16 protein-coding genes are annotated in these 17,042 nt (G+C 63.4%); 10 read left to right on the plus strand and 6 right to left on the minus strand.

The features are described from left to right. Position 1 precedes the first annotated feature (1 nt). The 5 genes from M1D34_RS02110 to M1D34_RS02130 all read right to left on the minus strand — a co-directional run bounded on the left by M1D34_RS02110 (position 2) and on the right by M1D34_RS02130 (position 4,235). On the minus strand, positions 2–709 hold the full coding sequence (locus M1D34_RS02110; protein ID WP_127596057.1) for an ABC transporter ATP-binding protein: 708 nt from the start codon (positions 707–709) through the stop codon (positions 2–4). Next, positions 702–1,436 carry an ABC transporter ATP-binding protein gene (locus tag M1D34_RS02115; RefSeq protein WP_004434161.1) on the minus strand — a complete coding sequence of 245 codons (735 nt, stop codon included), beginning with the start codon at positions 1,434–1,436 and terminating at the stop codon, positions 702–704. The genes M1D34_RS02110 and M1D34_RS02115 overlap by 8 nt, the downstream gene beginning before the upstream one ends. A gap of 51 nt (positions 1,437–1,487) precedes the next feature. Further along, the gene (locus M1D34_RS02120; protein WP_015007905.1) at positions 1,488–2,660 is read right to left on the minus strand and encodes an ABC transporter substrate-binding protein; all 1,173 of its coding nucleotides are present in this window, start codon (positions 2,658–2,660) and stop codon (positions 1,488–1,490) included. A 119-nt stretch (positions 2,661–2,779) separates the two neighbouring features. Further along, complete coding sequence (locus M1D34_RS02125; protein ID WP_028010000.1) at positions 2,780–3,430, minus strand: cysteine hydrolase family protein; 651 nt, start codon at positions 3,428–3,430, stop codon at positions 2,780–2,782. Further along, positions 3,420–4,235: an N-formylglutamate amidohydrolase gene (locus M1D34_RS02130; RefSeq protein WP_107608300.1), complete on the minus strand. Its 816-nt coding sequence runs from the start codon at positions 4,233–4,235 to the stop codon at positions 3,420–3,422. The genes M1D34_RS02125 and M1D34_RS02130 overlap by 11 nt, the downstream gene beginning before the upstream one ends. Positions 4,236–4,393: 158 nt before the next feature. Between M1D34_RS02130 and M1D34_RS02135 the strand changes: the two genes are divergently transcribed. Together M1D34_RS02135 and M1D34_RS02140 are read left to right on the plus strand one after the other, a co-directional pair. Next, positions 4,394–5,296 (plus strand): MurR/RpiR family transcriptional regulator, encoded by a 903-nt coding sequence (locus M1D34_RS02135; RefSeq protein WP_004434149.1) that lies wholly within the window; start codon positions 4,394–4,396, stop codon positions 5,294–5,296. After that, positions 5,286–6,599 (plus strand): glutamine synthetase family protein, encoded by a 1,314-nt coding sequence (locus tag M1D34_RS02140; protein ID WP_498780441.1) that lies wholly within the window; start codon positions 5,286–5,288, stop codon positions 6,597–6,599. Before M1D34_RS02135 ends, M1D34_RS02140 begins: the two co-directional genes overlap by 11 nt. A gap of 99 nt (positions 6,600–6,698) precedes the next feature. Here M1D34_RS02140 and M1D34_RS02145 read toward each other — a convergent pair whose 3' ends face one another. Further along, positions 6,699–8,912, minus strand: coding sequence for a TonB-dependent receptor (locus M1D34_RS02145; RefSeq protein ID WP_498780443.1), 2,214 nt, complete (start codon positions 8,910–8,912; stop codon positions 6,699–6,701). A 401-nt stretch (positions 8,913–9,313) separates the two neighbouring features. Here M1D34_RS02145 and M1D34_RS02150 point away from each other — a divergent pair, with 401 nt between their 5' ends. The 8 genes from M1D34_RS02150 (at position 9,314) to M1D34_RS02185 (ending at position 17,040) form a co-directional block, all read left to right on the plus strand. Then, on the plus strand, positions 9,314–9,781 hold the full coding sequence (locus tag M1D34_RS02150) for a group III truncated hemoglobin (protein WP_498780445.1): 468 nt from the start codon (positions 9,314–9,316) through the stop codon (positions 9,779–9,781). 224 nt (positions 9,782–10,005) lie between these two features. Then, a complete protein-coding gene (locus tag M1D34_RS02155) occupies positions 10,006–10,593 on the plus strand; it encodes a thioredoxin family protein (RefSeq protein WP_498780447.1) in 588 nt (195 codons plus the stop codon). A 67-nt stretch (positions 10,594–10,660) separates the two neighbouring features. Beyond that, positions 10,661–12,304, plus strand: coding sequence for an FAD-dependent oxidoreductase (locus tag M1D34_RS02160; RefSeq protein WP_498780449.1), 1,644 nt, complete (start codon positions 10,661–10,663; stop codon positions 12,302–12,304). 3 nt (positions 12,305–12,307) lie between these two features. Further along, positions 12,308–12,637, plus strand: coding sequence for a 4Fe-4S dicluster domain-containing protein (locus M1D34_RS02165; protein ID WP_010970046.1), 330 nt, complete (start codon positions 12,308–12,310; stop codon positions 12,635–12,637). A gap of 17 nt (positions 12,638–12,654) precedes the next feature. Then, complete coding sequence (locus M1D34_RS02170; protein ID WP_015007896.1) at positions 12,655–13,491, plus strand: ABC transporter ATP-binding protein; 837 nt, start codon at positions 12,655–12,657, stop codon at positions 13,489–13,491. 11 nt (positions 13,492–13,502) lie between these two features. Further along, a complete protein-coding gene (locus M1D34_RS02175; RefSeq protein WP_498780452.1) occupies positions 13,503–14,366 on the plus strand; it encodes an ABC transporter permease in 864 nt (287 codons plus the stop codon). Positions 14,367–14,424: 58 nt separating this feature from the next. Further along, positions 14,425–15,459, plus strand: coding sequence for an aliphatic sulfonate ABC transporter substrate-binding protein (locus M1D34_RS02180; protein ID WP_015007894.1), 1,035 nt, complete (start codon positions 14,425–14,427; stop codon positions 15,457–15,459). A gap of 141 nt (positions 15,460–15,600) precedes the next feature. Then, complete coding sequence (locus tag M1D34_RS02185) at positions 15,601–17,040, plus strand: MFS transporter (protein WP_498780454.1); 1,440 nt, start codon at positions 15,601–15,603, stop codon at positions 17,038–17,040. Positions 17,041–17,042: the final 2 nt, after the last annotated feature.

The raw sequence follows: 17,042 nt of genomic DNA on the forward strand, positions 1-17,042 counted from the left end.
ATCAGCCTCCCAGATAATGCGCGCTGAGGTCGCTGGTCGAGCGGATTTCCTCGGCCGTGCCTGATGCGACGATGGCGCCGAGGCGCATGACGAAGGCGCGGTCGGCGACCGCGAGCGCCTGGTTCACGTTCTGCTCGACGAGCAGGATGGTGAGGCCGGATTTCTTCAGCGTCTCGATCATCTCGAAGATGCGTTCGACGATGGCCGGCGCAAGGCCGAGCGAGGGTTCGTCCAGAAGAAGCACCCGTGGCCGCGCCATCAGCGCGCGGGCGATGACGAGCATCTGTTGCTCGCCGCCGGAGAGCGTGCCGGCCGCCTGTTTCGAGCGCTCGGCAAGGCGCGGGAAGAGCGTGTTCAGCTTCTCGAGGTTGTCGCGGTTGCCGGCCTGGTCGCGGCGGTGGATATAGGCGCCGAGCATCAGGTTTTCGGCGACCGTCAGGTCCGGGAAGACGTCGCGGGTTTCCGGCACGGTGGCAAGGCCCGCGCGCACGACCTGTTCGGGGCTCGCCGCGGTGATGTCCTTGCCTTCGAGCGTGATCGTGCCGCCGGACGCTTTCAGCGCGCCGGCGATGCACTTGATGGTCGAGGATTTGCCGGCACCATTGGCGCCGAGCAGGCTCACCAGCTCACCCTTTCGAAGCGTGAAGCTGATGCTGCGCGCAGCGCGGATCGCACCGTAGCTGACGGAAAGGTCGGTTACGTCAAGCATGGGCCGCCCCCTTGCCGAGATAGGCTTCGATAACGGCCGGGTGGCTGCGGACATGGGCGGCGTCGCCCTCCGCGATCGTGCGGCCGGAGGCGAGCACATGCAGCCTGTGGCAGAGGCGCATGATGAGACCCATGTCGTGGTCGATGATCAGAAGGCCGAGGCCGCGTTTCTCGGGCAACTCGGCGAGCGTGTGCAGCAGGGTTTCCGTCTCGGCATCGTTCATGCCGGCGGCGGGCTCGTCGAGCAGCAGAAAGCGCGGCTCGGCGGCGAGCGCCCGGGCGATTTCGACGCGGCGCTTGTCGCCATAGCTGAGGCTTTCGCCAAGCTCGTCCGCCTTCGCCGTCAGGCCGAGTTCGGCCAGCAGGCCTTTCGCGCGTTCAGCCGACACGGTGCGGGAGGCGCCCTTTGCCAGCGCCGCCGCCTCGACATTCTCCATGACCGTCATAGAGTTGAAAATGCGTACGATCTGGAAGGAGCGGCTGACGCCCGCAAGCGCGATCTCGCGCGGCGAGAGACCCGACAGCGTGGTGTCGCCGGCGGCGATCGTGCCGGTCGCCAGCTTCACCTGGCCGGTGATGGCATTGATGAGCGTCGTCTTGCCGGAGCCGTTCGGCCCGATGAGGCCGACGACCTCGCCGGCGGCGACCGAGAGCGAGACATGGTCGAGTGCGCGCAGGCCGGTGAATTCCACCGACACGTCGTTTACCGCGAGACGCGTTTCAGACATGGCTTTTCCGAAGTGATGGGGCCGGCCTTGCGGCCGACCCGAATTGACCGATCAGGGCTTAGGCAGGGATTCCGGCTTACGCCATCCGACGAAGCTCGGCTTGCCGCCCTTGAGCTCGATCACGGCCGCAGCCTTGTTCGGCACATGGCCTTCCTCGTTCGTGCCGTAGTCGAGATCGCCGGTCAGCAGCTTGAACTGGCCATCTTCCAGTGCCTTGGCGAGCGCTGCGCCTTCGGTCGTTCCGGCCGCCTTGACCGCCTCGGCGAGCAGCATGATCGTATCCCAGCCCGTCGAGACGAAGGACGTGTCCGGCGCCTTGCCGAACATCTCCTTGTAGAGCTCGATGAACTTCGGCATGTCCGGATGTGCCTCCGGGCCCATCCAGGTATGCGTGACGAAATAGACGTCGTTGCCGAATTTTTCGCCGAGCGCCTCGTGCATGGCCGGGTCGTCATAGGCGTCCCCGCCGAGAACCGGCGCATCGTAGCCCACCTCGCGCAACGCGCGGATGATCACACCGATGTCGGTGCCGTAGGAGGAGACGAAGATCACGTCCGGCTTCTTGCCGAGCGCCTGGAGACGGGCGAGCTGGGCGGAAAAATTATTGTCGCCGTTCGTGTAGGTGTCTTCGAGCAGAATCTCGCCGCCATCGGCCTTGAATTGCTCCACGAAATATTTCGAGAGCGACTTGGTATAGGCGATGAACTGGTCGGTGACGACATAGGCCGTCTTCCAGCCCTTTTCCTTCACGGCGAAATCGGCGGCCGTCGCGCCCATCGTGGTATTCCACATGGAGAGCGTGAACTGCTTGTCGCCGAGCGACCAGGAGGAATAGAGCGGGTCGGAGGCGCAAGTCGAGATGCCGACGAGGCCTGCCGATTGCGCCTCCCGGCTCGCGGGCGAACCGAAGTCGAAATCGCACGGTGCGACGATGATCTCAGCACCCTTGTCGATCAGTTCGACCGCGACATTGCCGACCGTCACCGGATCCGACTTGCCGTCGATGTTGATGAACTCGATCTGCTTGCCCAGCAAGCCGCCATTGTCGTTGAGATACTTCACGGCGACCTTCGCGCCGTTGTAGCCGGGCGTGTCGAGGGGAGCCTGAATGCCCGTCATCGAGAGTGCGCCGCCGATCAGGATCTTGTCGTCGTCGGCAATGGCTGTGGAAGAGGCAAGCGCGAAGCTCGCCGCTGCGAGAAACAGTCTGGAAGTCTTGTTCATGGTCGTTCCCCTTATTGATGCCATTCGGCAGTGATGGTTCTGCGGCCTGGTCTTTTGACCTTCTTGTGCGGACCGCTCTCGTATGCTCCTTATTTGCCTCCCGTCGGCCGTTTGGGCAGTTATTGCCCGATTTCCTTCAAAAGATCGTCGGTCGATATCTGGCGGCAATAGCCCTTGATTGCGCTCAGCGAGGTGCAGTGACGTTCCTCGGAATAGGTGCCGCAGGCATCCGGTACGAGCGTCACCAGATAGTTGAGGTCGCAGGCGTCGCGCACTGCCGATTCCACGCATTGGTCGGTCAGGAGGCCGCACAGTACGATCTGCCTCACCCCGAGATTACGCAGCACATAGTCGATATGGGTGGAGACGAAGACACTGGAGGAACTCTTCGGGAAGACGATTTCGTCCTCCAGCGGTTCGAGCTCATCGATTACCTTACCATCCCAGGAGCCCTTCGGCACGTTGAAGCCGGTGATCTTGTAGTCGAGGCTGCGGTCGCGGCCGTCCTTCGTCAGGCTCTCGATCGTCGTGTGCAACACCTCGATGCCGGCCTTGCGGAAACCGGCGAGCAGGCGCTGCATGTTCGGTATCGCCACCTCGCGGATACGGTTGAAGTAGTAGCCGTACTTGCCGGCAATATCCGCATCGGAGACATCCTTGAACTCGCCCCCCTCGCGGCTGACCGAAAAGTTCTGCACGTCGATGAACAGGATGGCGGAAGCGGCCGGGTCTAGCGGCACGTCGCGGGTGGTCAGATGGTCAGCGGCCATCATTGGTTCCTTCGATGCTTTCTGCCGCAAGCCGGAGGGGGCCGGCCAGCCGGTCCGCCCATTCCTGTTGCCCGCGGGCGTCGTTGATGAGGTCGTTGCGCACTTCGAGAAGCACATGCGGAATGCCGCGCCGCTCGCCGTGCACGGGGATCGTGTAATCGGAGAGATCGTCGACGTGGTACGGCTCGTTGAGCCTGACGGTAACGTCCGGATTGGCGGCGCGGAAGGTTTCGGCCAGTCGTTGGGCGAAACGGGCGTCGCGATTGTAGAGAAGGCCGAGTTCGAAATTCCGGACTGCGCCGGTCGCGCGCATCACGGGCGTGAAGCTGTGTACCGAGACGAGGAAGAGCGGCTTGCCGGTCGCCTGTCTCCGGTCGAGCGCGACGGCGATCGCCTCGTGCAGCGGCTGATGGATTTCCACGTAGCGGCCGCGGCGTTCGCGGTCGGACAGGTCGACATTGACCGGAACGACGGTCCCGTCGCTCTGCGCCACGAAGCAGTCCGTCGCTTCGAAGGGACGGTTGCAGTCGATGACGAGCCGGCTGTATCGCTGCAGGACGAGCGCTGCATCGAGGCGTTCGGAAATGCCGCGCGCAACACCCTCGGCGCCGACGTCGTAGGCGATGTGGCGCTCCATTTCCTCGGGTGCAATGCCGAGATCGCCAAGCGCTGCAGGCAGGGCGCGGCCCGCATGCTCGCAGGTGAGGAAGATCGTCGATCGGCCGGTGGGATTGATCCATTCTACGGGATCGGGGTCACCCGCCTGCAGCAATCCGGTCGTGTCGCGATCTGCGAGCCTGAGCATGAGATGAGATCCGTCGTGCGGTCCGGCGCGGGCCGGCGGCGCGGGCTTCGATGGCGATCAGTCAAAGAAATTTTTCAATCATAGTCAATCTGATTTTTCTATTTGACTAATTTTTTTCATGACGCGAATATTCGTTCCAGCAAGGGGAAGACACGCTGATGAGCGATGGGAAATCGTCGACGACGATCCGCACGAGGATCCGCGAGGCCGCCGGGCAGCTGACGGCCAGCGAGCGCAAGATCGCCAATGCCATTCTCGCCGATTACCCCTTCACCGGCCTGGAAAGCATTCAGGAACTGGCGGCCAAGACCGGCGTCAGCGCGCCCTCCATCACCCGTTTCGTCAGTAAGATCGGCTGCGGCGGCTTTCAGGACCTGCAACGCCAGTTGATCGCCGAGCTGAAGGAGGGCCGGCGCTCGCCCCTCGACCTCAAATCCAGCCAGAGGCCGGTCGGCCATTCGGAGTTCCTGTCGGAATATGTAGCGCGTGTTTCGGCCGTCATGGGGGAAATGACGGGGATGGTCTCGCAGGCACAGTTCGACATTCTGGCCGAGCTTCTCGCCGACCCGTCGCGCAACATCTTCCTGCTCGGCGGGCGCGTCAGCGACAGCATCGCATCCTTCCTGTCGATCCATCTCCGGCAGATCCGCAGCGGCATCTACCACATGGCCGACAACCCGGAATTCTGGCCGGAGCATGTGCTGCGCATGCGCAGGAAGGATGTCGTGCTGCTGATCGATTTCCGGCGTTACCAGCTCAGCCTCGCACGCCTCGCCGAGAACATCGCCCAGAAGCGTGGCGCGACCATCGTCGTCGTCACCGACAAGTGGATGTCGCCGGCTGCCCGCAGCGCCGATCACATCGTCGCGCTGCCGATCGACGCCGGCACGGCCTGGGACACGGTTTCGGCTGCCATGGCGCTCGTCGAGGCACTCATCGTGCGCGTCTCGGAGGCCGATTGGGAGGCAACGCAGAAGCGTATCAAGGATTGGGACGGCATCCGCTTTGCGATGCCGGGCTACGACCAGGACAGCATCAACGGGGACGCAGATGAAACGTGAGGAAATGATGGTCGCCTGCTGCGGCGATCTCTCGGGCAAGGTGCGCGGCAAGGCCTTTCCGCTGGCGCAGATGGACAAGCGCTTGCGGCGGGGCGTCGGCTGGACGCCGACCAATGTGCAGATCACCTGCTTCGACGCGATCGCCGAAAGCCCCTTCGGCTCGCTCGGAGACCTCATGCTCATTCCCGATCCGTCGACCTGCGTCAGCTTCGAAAGCGAGGAGGGGGCGCCGAAGGAGAACTTCGTTCTCGGTAACATTCGCTATACCGACGGCCGCCCGTGGGAATTCTGCACGCGCTCTATTCTCGAGGCCGCCCTGCAGCGGTTGCAGAGCGTGGCGGGTGTCACGCTTTACGGTGCCTTCGAGCATGAATTCCAGCTCAAGCACCGCCTTGGCGATCTCGGCAAGGCCTTCACGCTCGGAGGGTTTCAGGAGGAACGGCATTTCTGCGAGGCGATCATCGCGGCAATGCGTGCGGCGGGCGTGACGCCCGATACGATTCTGAAGGAGTTCGGCGCCGGTCAGTTCGAGGTGACGATGGGCCCCCAGAGGGGCGTCACCATCGCCGATCATTCGCTGATTACCCGCGAACTTGTCGGTCTCGTCGCCCGCGAGCTTTCCTATGAGCCGACCTTCACGCCGATCCGCGATCCGGCCGGGGTCGGCAACGGCGTGCATGTCCACATGAGCATGCTGGATTCGGCGGGTGACCCGGTCACCTACGATCCGAACGGCAAACATGAGCTGTCCGATGTCGCGGGAAAGTTCGTCGCCGGCATTTTGAAATATCTCGACTCGATCATTGCGATCACGGCGCCGAGCGTGGTCTCCTACCTGCGTCTCACGCCGCATCGCTGGAGCGCAGCCTTCAACAATCTCGGTTTTCGCGACCGCGAGGCATCGGTGCGCATCTGCCCGGTTTCCGACATCAGCGACATCGCCCGCGCAGCCCAGTTCAACTTCGAATTCCGTGCGGCCGATGCAACCGCCAACCCGCATCTTGCCCTCGCAGCAATCGTTCATGCCGGGGTACAGGGCATCGAGGAGGGTCTCCCGGTGCCGGAGGCGACACAGGAAGATCTTTCGCTCCTGAGCCCGGAGGCCCTTGCCACCCGTGGCTACGTCCGCCTGCCGCAGACACTCGAGGCGGCCCTCCAGCGCTTCAAGGATGATGCGACGGTGTGCAGCTGGTTCCCCGAAGGCTTTGCCGACGTCTACGTCAAGCATAAGGAGGGCGAGATAGGTTATCTTGCGGGCAAGACCCAGGCGGAGGTCTGCGCGGCCTACGAAAGCGTCTACTGAAAAGCGATAGGGACGCGGCGTCTCCCCGAGCCAGGTGCCGCCGCTGTGCACGTAAACGGCCGCGCCAACAGGCGCGACCGTCCTGCCTGGATTTCAGGTTCAGAAATCAAACGATGTCGAGAGCATGAGCGTGCGCGGCGCGCCAGCGGAAAGGAAGCCGCGCGCCGACGACGCCCAATAGTTTTCGTTGAAAACGTTGGCGACGCTGGCGCGAAGTTCGATCGGCTTGCCGCTTTCCCGCTCATAGAGATAGCGAGCCCCCAGGTCGACGCGCGTCCAGCCGGGAACCTTCTGGGTGTTTTCCTTGTCGTAATAGGTGCTGCCGCCATAGACCACACGACCCGTCAGGGTAAGATCCTCCACCCAGGGCGTGTCATACTCGCCATAGATGCTGACCGCAGTCTGCGGTATGCCCGGAACGCCTCTGCCGTCGAATGCCCCGCCTGCCGTGTTCTTCAGCTCCGCATTCATGAATGTCACGCCTCCCAGAACACGTATGCCGTTCACAGGCTCACCGAACACGGAAAGCTCGATGCCACGGTTGACCTGTAAACCGTCGATGCCGAAGATATTGTCGGCGGGATTCGTGTAGCCGCTCTCCTGGCGGATTTCGAACAGGGCAGCCGTCAGCATGAACGAGCCCAGATCGTATTTCAGGCCGATCTCCTTCTGGTCGTGGACATAGGGCGGGAAGATTTCGTCCGCGTTCGTGGCGGTGCCGGGCGCAATCTCGCCTTCCGACAGTGCTTCCACGTAATTGGCATAGACTGCCAGTTCGTCGGTAATGTTGACGACCCCAGCAACCGCAGGACTGAACCGGCCCTCCTCGTAGAGATAGTTTCGCTTGCCGACCGGGCGGTCAGGATTGCCTGGCCGCGTGTTGAAGCCGCGTGAGCGGACATCCTGGTAACGGCCTCCAGCCGTCAGCAGGAATCTGTCGTCAAAGAAGGACAACGTATCGGAGATGGCGAAACTGGTGGAAAGAAGGTCGGCAAAAGGAACGAGGTCGCTGGAGCGCGGGAAACCGCTTGTGTCGACCGAACCATCCGGCAGATAGACCGGATCGTAGATGTTGGTAGGATATTCCGGCGGCAGGCCGAGCGCACCCCGCAGGAAACTGCCGCGATCGTTTTCGTTGAGGCTTCGCGACACCGAGATCGAAAGCTGGTGGCCGACGGGGCCCGTGTCGAAATCCGAGCGCAGGCCGATTTCGCCGGAAAGGCCCTGGATCTGCTGCGGCTGGATGGCAAGGCTGGACGTAGCATCGCCGTTCGAATTCAGGATGGTGTAGGAGGACGTCAAAAAATCCTCCCGGTAGCGGCTTGCTCCACCGGCGGCATAAAGGGTCGTGTTGTCGAAAACGTCGAACTCGATCCGCCCCGCAATCATGCGATATGTGCTGTCGTGATATTCGAAGGGGTTGGCGGTGTTGATTTTTCCGTTAGGTGCAGCCGGGATTTCGATGCCCGGAACAGCGCCATTGAACAACGATGTGGGCGCGTCGATGTCCTGCTTGGACTGGTTGAGGTCAAGCGATGCGCGAACCCGGTCGCCACGATAATCCAGCCCCAGCGAAGCGACGCCCACTTCGTTTTCGCTGTGCTCGAGCCTTGTATCGCCGCCCCGGTAGGCACCGTTGAAGCGGACACCCCACTCGCCCTCGGGGCCGAAGCGACGACCGACATCCAGATGCGTCCCGAGTTGCGAGTCGGACATGTATGTTGTCGTCACACGCGTCAGCGGCTCATCGGTGGCGCGCTTTGGAACAAGATTGAGGGTGCCGCCGACCCGACCCATGCCGCCATTGACGAGCGCCGTCGGTCCTTTCAGGATTTCGACCCGCTCGATGCCTTCGAGAAAACTGCGCCTCGGATTGGCGAGATAGGGAAGGCCGTCATAAAGCGTGTCGAGATTGGTAACCGAAAAGCCGCGAATGAAGAACGAATCACGCTCGCTGAATGCCGGCGCATCCTGACGCACGGACGGATCGTTCAGCGTAACATCCGCAACCGACTGCGCCTGCTGATCGCGGATCAGCTTTGACGTCAGCGCCGTGATGCTGAACGGCGTCTGAAGAACGGGACGGTTCCCCAGCATGCCGATCCGCGCCCCGGTCGCAACCTGGTCGCCGGCGTAAGGCTCAGGAGGCTGCCCGATCGTGCTCGTTGGAGCGGTCCCTTTATTCGACTGCCCCGTGACCACGATCGTTTCCAGCACCGTCGCATTGCCATCGGAAGCATTGCCGTTCCTGGTCCGAATTCCGGTTTGCCCGTTTGGTTGCTGTTCCTGCCCGACTGCGGATGCAACCGACATAGCAAGAAGCGACACCCCCGCAAAAGCTACACGGCTCCATCGATGCGACGCAACGCTCGAAATACCCCTCGACACTCTCTTACCCCTCGATCTGCGATTGACATAAGTCCTGCGCCCGCTCGATCCTGGTACGGTTCAAACGGGCATCCACGCTGGTAAGACGATCGAAGTCGGATGATTTTTCAGGGGCTGAAGCGATTCCCGGAAAACAACCAAAAGCTGTCAGATCGAGATGAGAAGGTTGATCGGCCCGTCATCGGACACTCGTCTGGCGGCACGCCGGAGCGAACCCGTGTGCCGCCTTGTCGGGCAGATTGCCGCATTCTGCAGTTCGGCTTTTGGCGCGACGTCCGCAACCCCTATATAGTGGGCAGCATAAACGGCCGAACCGGGCGGATGGTATGAGCGACGAATTGAAGGGCCACGCTGTGCAAAGCGCGGCTATGCGCGAACGCGCAGAAGCGGAGATGAAAGCACTGGGGATCGATGAAGCGTTCATCGGAAAGCTGGTCGACACGTTCTATGCGCGGGTGCTCGCGCATCCGGAGCTTGGGCCGGTGTTCGACGCACGGCTTTCGGGACGCTGGCCGGAGCACATGGAGAAGATGAAAAGCTTCTGGTCCGCCGTTGCCTTCCGCAGCGGCGCTTACGGCGGAAAGCCGGTGCAGGCGCATCTCGGCGTCGCCAATATGTCTCCGGAGCTCTTCCCGAAATGGCTGGGGCTCTTTGCCGCGACCCTCGACGACATTGCACCGAATGAGGAAGCGAAGGCCTGGTTCATGGGCACAGCAGAGCGCATCGCGCGTAGCCTGACGCTCTCGCTCTTCTACAATCCGGCGCTCGACGACCCGGCACTCAAGCGCTCCTGAAAATTGGCGCCTCTGGCGATGAGGTGCCGCCGAGCGGACTTCCATCGCCGACTTCGATGCGCGCAGCCGATGTTCCACACCCGTGCTGACCGGCAAAGAATCCTTGCGTCCAGCACTCTCACGCCAATGATATCTACGCGGAGCCGTTCAAACGAAAATTATTGTCTACTAATTCTATATAATATACGATTTACTCCTCCTCATCGGCTTGTCAGGAGGACACCATGCCCAAGACTCAATCCAATTCCATCACACTGGGAACGCGCGCTGCGGACTTCGTCCTGCCCGACGCGGGGGGAAATCTGTTCACTCTCGCGGAATTCAAGGACAGCCCGGCGCTGCTTGTCGCTTTCATTTCGAACCGCTGCCCCTTCGTCGTTCTGATCCGTGAAGCGCTGGCGAAGTTCGCGGGAGATTATGCCGGGCAGGGGCTCGCCGTCGTCGCGATCAACAGCAATGATGCAGAGGCGTTTCCGGAAGAGACGCTCGAGCGGGTCGGCGCAGAGGTGAAGACTTTCGGCTATGGCTTTCCCTACCTCAAGGACGCGTCGCAAAGCGTCGCCAAGGCCTATGGCGCGGCCTGTACCCCGGATTTCTTCCTTTATGACCGCGAACGGCGGCTCGTCTATCACGGGCAGTTCGATGACGCTCGCCCGGGTAACGGCAAAGATGTGACGGGCGCCGATCTGCGCGCCGCCGTCGATGCGGTGCTGAAGGGTGAGGACGTCGGTACCACTCAGGTCCCATCGATCGGCTGCAACATCAAGTGGACAGCCGGCAACGAGCCATCCTGGTTCCCCACGGCCGCCTGAGCGGCGCTCTCACTGCCGGGCCGGGAAGGCCCGGCACCGCCCTCTTCATCCTGTAGATCGGTGCACCATGGCTTCGCGTCGCAATGAACAGCCTGCGGAAAACGGGCGTCTCATCGAAACGGATGTGCTCGTCGTCGGTGGCGGGCCCTCCGCCGCCTGGGCGGCACTGTCCGCCGCCGAAGCAGGCGCGCGCGTCGTGCTGGCCGACAAGGGCTATCATGGCACGAGTGGGGCCACGGCGCCGTCCAATACAGGCACGTGGTGCGTTCCGCCCGGCGAGGGCCGTGCGGCCTCCGTAGAGCAGCGCTTCAAGCGGACGGCCGGCCTTGCCGACCGGCGCTGGATGCTGCGCTCGGCAGACCGGGCTTACGAGAACCTGCAGAAGCTGGTCGAATGGGGCTACCCCTTTCCGAGCGAGGAGGACGGCAGCCTCTACGTCGCCAATCTGCGCGGCCCGGACTACATGCGCTTCATGCGCCGGCGCGTGCACAAAGCCGGCGTCACCATTCTCGATCATCATCCCATCCTCGAATTGGTCGGTGACGACAATCACATCGGCGGCGCGGCGGGGCTCGTGCGCCGCACCGGCGCAAGCTTCCGGGTGTCGGCGGGTGCGGTCGTGCTCGCCACCGGCGGGTGCGCCTTCTTCGAGCGCATCCTCGGCGGAACGGGTCTGACGGGCGACGGCTACCTGTTTGCCGTGGAGGCCGGCGCGTCCCTTTCGGGCATGGAATTCACCGGCAAATATACGCTTGCGCCGCACGGCTCGTCACTGAACAAGGGCCTTCCCTTCCGTTGGGCCACCTTCTATCGAGAGAACGGGGAGGTGCTTCGCGACGGCCGCGGCGAGCCGGTCACCAACGGCATCGGCGGCGGCGAACGGCAGGTGGCTGACGCCATGCTCTCCGGTCCGGTTTATGCCAGGTTGGACCTCGCCGAACCCGCCATGCGGGACTGGCTCCGGCGCGGCCAGCCGAACTGCTTCCAGCCCTACGACCGCATGGGCATCGACCCGTTCGAGGACCTCTTCCGCGTCGAACTCAAATATGAAGGCACGGTGCGCGGCACCGGCGGCATCCGCCTCGTTACCTCCGACTGCGCAACCGGCATTGCCGGCCTCTATGCGGCCGGTGATGCGGCGAGCCGCGAAAACGTGACCGGCGGCGTCTCCGGCGGCGGCGCCGTCAACGCGTCCTGGGCAATCGCCAGTGGCTGGTGGGCGGGCCATGGCGCGGCACAGCATGCGCGCCGCCGCCGGGGCCGCGACAATGCACGGCTGCAAGCGCTCGGCACGACGGGTCTCAGGGGAAGGGGCGAGCGCCAGGATATCGACCTCGCGGCCGCCGCCCGGACGGTGCACGACGAGATCGCGCCGCTCGACAAGAGTTACTGGCGCACGGCCGGGTCGCTGGAAGCGAGCCGCAGGGTGCTCGAGGACCTCTGGTCGAAGCTCAGCCGGACGAAGCCTGCGACCGGCATCGAACGCCTTCGCTCGCGCGAGGTCGCGTCGGTCACGGCGAGTGCGCGCTGGACGGTGGCCGCGGCCCTGCTCAGGACCGAAAGCCGCGGCGTGCATCGCCGGCGCGATTTCCCGGGAGAGAACGAATCACAGGCGGGCCGCATCATCGTCTCCGGCCTCGATCGGGTGACGGCGGTACGCGAGGACCTTGCGCTCGAGGACCTGGCGCTCGGAATGGCGCAGGAGGGCTGAGCGATGATCGAAGTCGTCTCCACCGACCGCTGCATTCGCTGTGACATCTGCGAGCGCATCTGCCCCGCCTTCGTCTTCGACCGCGACGAAACCGGCCTTCCCGTCATCGCCCGGCAGGACGACTGCCAGACCTGCTTCCTCTGCGAAATCTACTGTCCGGCGGATGCGCTTTATGTCGCCGAACAGGCGCACGGGCCGATCGGCATCACCGAGGCCGAAGTTCTGGAGCGCGATCTTTTCGGTCTCTATGCCCGATCGCTCGGCTGGAGCCGCGGGCGCGCCGGAGGGGCACAGAATGATCCGACCCGCCACATCCGTGTGGCGCAGGTCTGAATGCAGGAGAGACGAACATGGAACGCATAGCCGTCAATGGGGTGTGCAAGACCTTTACCCTGAAGCCGGGACAGACCGTGACCGTGGACGGCGTGACCTCCAACCGGATCGCGGTGCTCGACGGCGTCGATCTCAGCATCGATCGCGGCGAGTTCATCACGCTGGTCGGGCCCTCCGGCAGCGGCAAGTCGGTGCTGCTTGACGTGATTGCGGGGCTGACCGGGGCGACCTCGGGCGTTGCCAGCATCGACGGCATCGAGGTGTCGAAGCCGCATGCCCGCACGGCCTATGTCTTTCAGCAATATGCGCTCTTTCCCTGGCGCACGGCCTTGCAGAATGTCGAATATGCCCTGGAAGTGCGCGGCGTTCCGGCCGCCGAGCGGCGCGAGAAGGCCCGTCATTTCCTGCACCTCTTCGGGCTCAAGGGTTTCGAGGACCGTTTCCCCTCTCAGCTTTCCGGGGGCATGCAGCAGCGCGTGGCGATCGCCCGGGCACTGTCGACCGATCCGCAGGTACTGCTGATGGACGAGCCTTTTGCCGCGCTCGACGCCCAGACGCGGGACATCCTGCAAAGCGAGCTCTTGCGCATATGGGAGCAGATAAAGACGACCGTCGTCTTCGTCACGCACTCGATCGACGAGGCGATCTATCTGGCCGACCGCGTGGTGGTGATGACCGCCCGTCCGGCGAGGGTCAAGGAAATCGTCGAGATCGATCTGCCGCGCCCGCGCGACCTCGATATCCGCAACGGTGAAGCTTTCAACGCCTACCGCGGGCGCGTCTGGGAAAGCCTGCGCGACGAAGTGAGCAAGGCTCAGCGCGACTGGGCTCTTGCTTCCAGCTACGCCAACTGAGGGAGGATCCGATGAGCCTCATTGCAGACCGCAACCCGCCGCTGCGCAGTTCCCTGGTCCTGCGCCGAAAGCGCGCGCTGCCGAAGACGCCGACGGCGCTCGGTCGCACCTTTACCACATTCACCCTCGGGCTCCCGGCCGTCATCGCCTTTGCGCTCCTGTGGGAGATCGCGCCGCGCGCCGGGTGGATCAACGCGCTCTTCTTCCCGCCGCTGAGCCAGGTGCTCGCGGTACTGTGGGAGATGATCGTCTCCGGGCAGCTTGCCGACCACATCGGTATCAGCCTGGAGCGTGCCGCGATCGGTTTCCTGCTCGCCTGCGTCACCGCCGTGCCGCTCGGTTTCCTGATGGGCCGCTATTCGCTCTTCGAGAAGGCCTCCGATTTTCTCGTCCAGACGCTGCGCAACACGTCGCAATTCGCGCTTCTGCCGGTCTTCATCCTCGTTCTCGGCATCGGAGAAGCCTCGAAGATCGCCATCACCTTCTACGCCGCCGTCTTCTTCCTGCTGATCAACACCATTGTCGGCGTGAAGTCGGTCGATCCATTGCTCGTCAAGGCGGCGCGTTCCATGGGCACGTCGGATTGGGACCTTTTCAAGAAGGTGATCTTCCCCTCCGCCATTCCCTCGATCGTCGCGGGAGCGCGGCTCGGCGTGAAGACCTCGCTCTTCTCGGTCATCGCCGCTGAAATGCTCGCCGCGCAATCCGGCATCGGCTACCTCATCCAGCATTCCTCGCTGATGCTGGAAACCGACCGGATGTATGCGGGTATCCTGACGCTGACGATCATCGGCCTCCTGCTCAACTACCTGCTCGTTGCCGGCGAGCGGCGGGCGACGCGCTGGCGCGGTAGCGCCGAAAGCGGACCGAACTGACCCTCGTACAAAGTAGCTGCTTTCATCAACGAACCGCCGATCTCGAAAGGATTCATCGATGACATCCCCCTCGATCCGCCCGCTTCGCCGGACGCTTCTGAAACTTGCTCTGGCCCTTTCGATCCTGCCGGTCGCCGGCCTTGCGCCGGCCTTGGCCGGCGAGGCGAAGCCGGACGCCATCCGCATCGGCTCGACGGCGCCCGGCCACCTGAAATTCATTCTCTATCGCCATAAGAAGCTGCTCGAAGACGAGTTTTCGAAGGAGGGCATCAAGATCGAGCTGACGACCTTCGACGGCGGCTCGGCTGCCACCGTTGCGCTCGGCTCCGGCGCCCTCGACTTCACCTATATCGGCAACAACCCGTCGCTCCGCCTGGCGGCGACCGGTGCGGACGTAAAGCTGATCGGTCTTTCGAGCTGGAATCGCTCCAACGAAACACAGATCGTCGTGAAGCCGGATTCGCCGATCCGGAAGATAGAAGACCTGAAGGGCAAGAAGGTCGCGTACCTCTCGGGCACCGTGCGCCACTCGACCTTCGCCAAGGCACTGAAGGCGGCCGGGGTCTCGATCGGCGACGTCGAGAGCCTCAATCTCGGCATCGAAAGCTCCGGGCCGGCGCTTGCCCGCGGCGACGTCGATGCCATCGTCGAAAGCACCGGACCGGTGCAGAAACTCGTCGAAGAGGGCCAGGCCCGCGTGATCTTCGATGCCGGCGTATCGGGAAGCCCGGAATGGGCCGTGCCGCATCTCATCAGCGTCAATGGCGATTTCGCACGCAAGTACCCGCAAATCGTCGCCCGCCTGCTTGCCGTCGACGTCGCGGCAGCTCGTTGGGCGGATGCCAACCCGGAGGAAACGATCGCGATCTTCGTCAAGGAAACCGGCAACAGCGACAAGGCCGTGCGCGCGACCTATCCAAATGGCAAATTCTACCAGGATCCCGAAATCACCGATGCAGCCGTTCGCGCGCTCCAGGGGGAGGAAGCCTTCATGGCCGATGCCGGCTTGCTGAAGGGCAAGGTCGATTACCGGACATGGATCGACCGGTCGTTCTACGAAGCGGCGATCAAAAGACTTGCCGCCAGCAACTGACATGTATTAGGCCCGGGCGTCGGCGTTCATGGACCGGCGCCCCTTTCAGAGCATTTCAATGTTTCATGAAAACACCGAAGGGCTCTAACCATTTGAACCACGCACTTCCGGGCGGAAAAGCATTACCCACTTTTCCTGGAAGTGCTCTGGCTGTTCGTGATGACTTCCATTCCCTCTTCGCCGCTCCCCCTTCATCGCACCCGGATCGTCCCGGCGGTCGTCGCCGTGGCCTTCTTCATGCAGATGCTCGACAGCACGATCATCGCGACGTCGCTGCCGGCCATGGCGCATAGCTTCGACACCGACGTCGTCGCGCTCAATATCGGTTTTACCGCCTACCTGCTCGCCATGGCGGTATTCATTGCCCCCGCCGGCTGGCTTGCCGATCGTTTCGGCGCGCGGGAGGTCTTTCTGACCTCGATCGTGCTGTTCACGCTGTCCTCCGTCGCCTGCGGCTTTTCCGGCTCGCTTTTGCAATTCACCGTTGCGCGGCTGTTCCAGGGTGCGTCCGCCGCGCTGATGACGCCGGTGGGGCGCCAGCTCGTCTTGCGCGGTGCGCCGAAGGGGGAACTGGTGCGGGCGATCGCCACCATCACGTGGCCGGCCCTGATAGCGCCGGTGATCGGGCCGCTGATCGGCGCCTGGATCACCACTCACAGCGGCTGGCAATGGAACTTCTTCATCAACCTGCCCCTTGGCGTTCTCGGTGTCGTTCTCGTTGCGTCCTTCGTGCCGCGCGTACCGGGGGAGGGCGCCCGCCCTTTCGATCTCGTGGGCTTTCTCCTTACCGGCGGCGCGCTGGCGCTGACCTTGGCCGGGCTGGAGCTCTCCAGCGCCTCTGTCGGTCCCGGCCCGCTCACCATCCTGGCCTCCGGCGTCCTGACCGGCTGTTTCGCCATCCGCCATCTGCAGCGAACGCCGAATGCCCTTCTCGATATGGCAGTGCTGAAGGTTCCGACCTTTGCCTTCGCCACCCTTTCGGCGGGGACCGCCGGGCGGCTGGCGGTCAATGCCACGCCGTTCCTGCTGCCGCTGCTGTTTCAGCTGGGTCTGGGCTTCGACGCGGTGGAGACAGGGTCGCTCGTCTTGGCCTATTTTCTCGGCAATCTGCTGATGAAAAGCGTGACGACGCCGGCGCTCCGCCTGTTCGGCTTCCGCTCGCTGCTCGTGGTCAACGGCGTGATCGCGGCGCTGACGATCGGCGCCTTCGCATTTGTCGACGGCGAGACCCCGCACATGCTTCTCTTCGCGCTGCTTGTCGCCTGCGGCCTCTCTCGCTCGATGCAGTTTACCTCGCTGACGACGATCGCCTTCGCCGATGTCACGCCGGCGCAGCGAAGTGCAGCCACGACCATCTCCGCCATGCTGCAGCAGCTCGCGCAGCTACTCGGGGTCGCCGTCGCCGCGTCAATCATCCGCCTGTCGTCCTACCTGCGCGCGGACGGGGCGGATGGCGGAATGCTGATGGATATCCGCGCCGCTTTCCTTTGCATCGCGGCCATAGGGCTGGCTTCCGCACTGCGCTTTCTCGCCCTCCCGCACGATGCGGGCGTCGATGTGTCGGGACACCGCCGCCGCTGAAG

The organism is Ensifer sp. D2-11 (genome assembly GCF_054161295.1).

Excerpts from the sequence above, each read along its gene's own strand:
- M1D34_RS02115 (WP_004434161.1), bottom strand. The coding sequence starts at position 1,436 with ATGTCTGAAACGCGTCTCGCGGTAAACGACGTGTCGGTGGAATTCACC.
- M1D34_RS02120 (WP_015007905.1), bottom strand. The coding sequence starts at position 2,660 with ATGAACAAGACTTCCAGACTGTTTCTCGCAGCGGCGAGCTTCGCGCTT.
- M1D34_RS02125 (WP_028010000.1), bottom strand. The coding sequence starts at position 3,430 with ATGGCCGCTGACCATCTGACCACCCGCGACGTGCCGCTAGACCCGGCC.
- M1D34_RS02130 (WP_107608300.1), bottom strand. The coding sequence starts at position 4,235 with ATGCTCAGGCTCGCAGATCGCGACACGACCGGATTGCTGCAGGCGGGT.
- M1D34_RS02175 (WP_498780452.1), top strand. The coding sequence starts at position 13,503 with ATGAGCCTCATTGCAGACCGCAACCCGCCGCTGCGCAGTTCCCTGGTC.
- M1D34_RS02180 (WP_015007894.1), top strand. The coding sequence starts at position 14,425 with ATGACATCCCCCTCGATCCGCCCGCTTCGCCGGACGCTTCTGAAACTT.
- M1D34_RS02165 (WP_010970046.1), top strand. The coding sequence starts at position 12,308 with ATGATCGAAGTCGTCTCCACCGACCGCTGCATTCGCTGTGACATCTGC.
- M1D34_RS02140 (WP_498780441.1), top strand. The coding sequence starts at position 5,286 with ATGAAACGTGAGGAAATGATGGTCGCCTGCTGCGGCGATCTCTCGGGC.
- M1D34_RS02145 (WP_498780443.1), bottom strand. The coding sequence starts at position 8,912 with ATGTCGGTTGCATCCGCAGTCGGGCAGGAACAGCAACCAAACGGGCAA.
- M1D34_RS02135 (WP_004434149.1), top strand. The coding sequence starts at position 4,394 with ATGAGCGATGGGAAATCGTCGACGACGATCCGCACGAGGATCCGCGAG.
- M1D34_RS02170 (WP_015007896.1), top strand. The coding sequence starts at position 12,655 with ATGGAACGCATAGCCGTCAATGGGGTGTGCAAGACCTTTACCCTGAAG.
- M1D34_RS02150 (WP_498780445.1), top strand. The coding sequence starts at position 9,314 with ATGAGCGACGAATTGAAGGGCCACGCTGTGCAAAGCGCGGCTATGCGC.
- M1D34_RS02155 (WP_498780447.1), top strand. The coding sequence starts at position 10,006 with ATGCCCAAGACTCAATCCAATTCCATCACACTGGGAACGCGCGCTGCG.
- M1D34_RS02160 (WP_498780449.1), top strand. The coding sequence starts at position 10,661 with ATGGCTTCGCGTCGCAATGAACAGCCTGCGGAAAACGGGCGTCTCATC.
- M1D34_RS02110 (WP_127596057.1), bottom strand. The coding sequence starts at position 709 with ATGCTTGACGTAACCGACCTTTCCGTCAGCTACGGTGCGATCCGCGCT.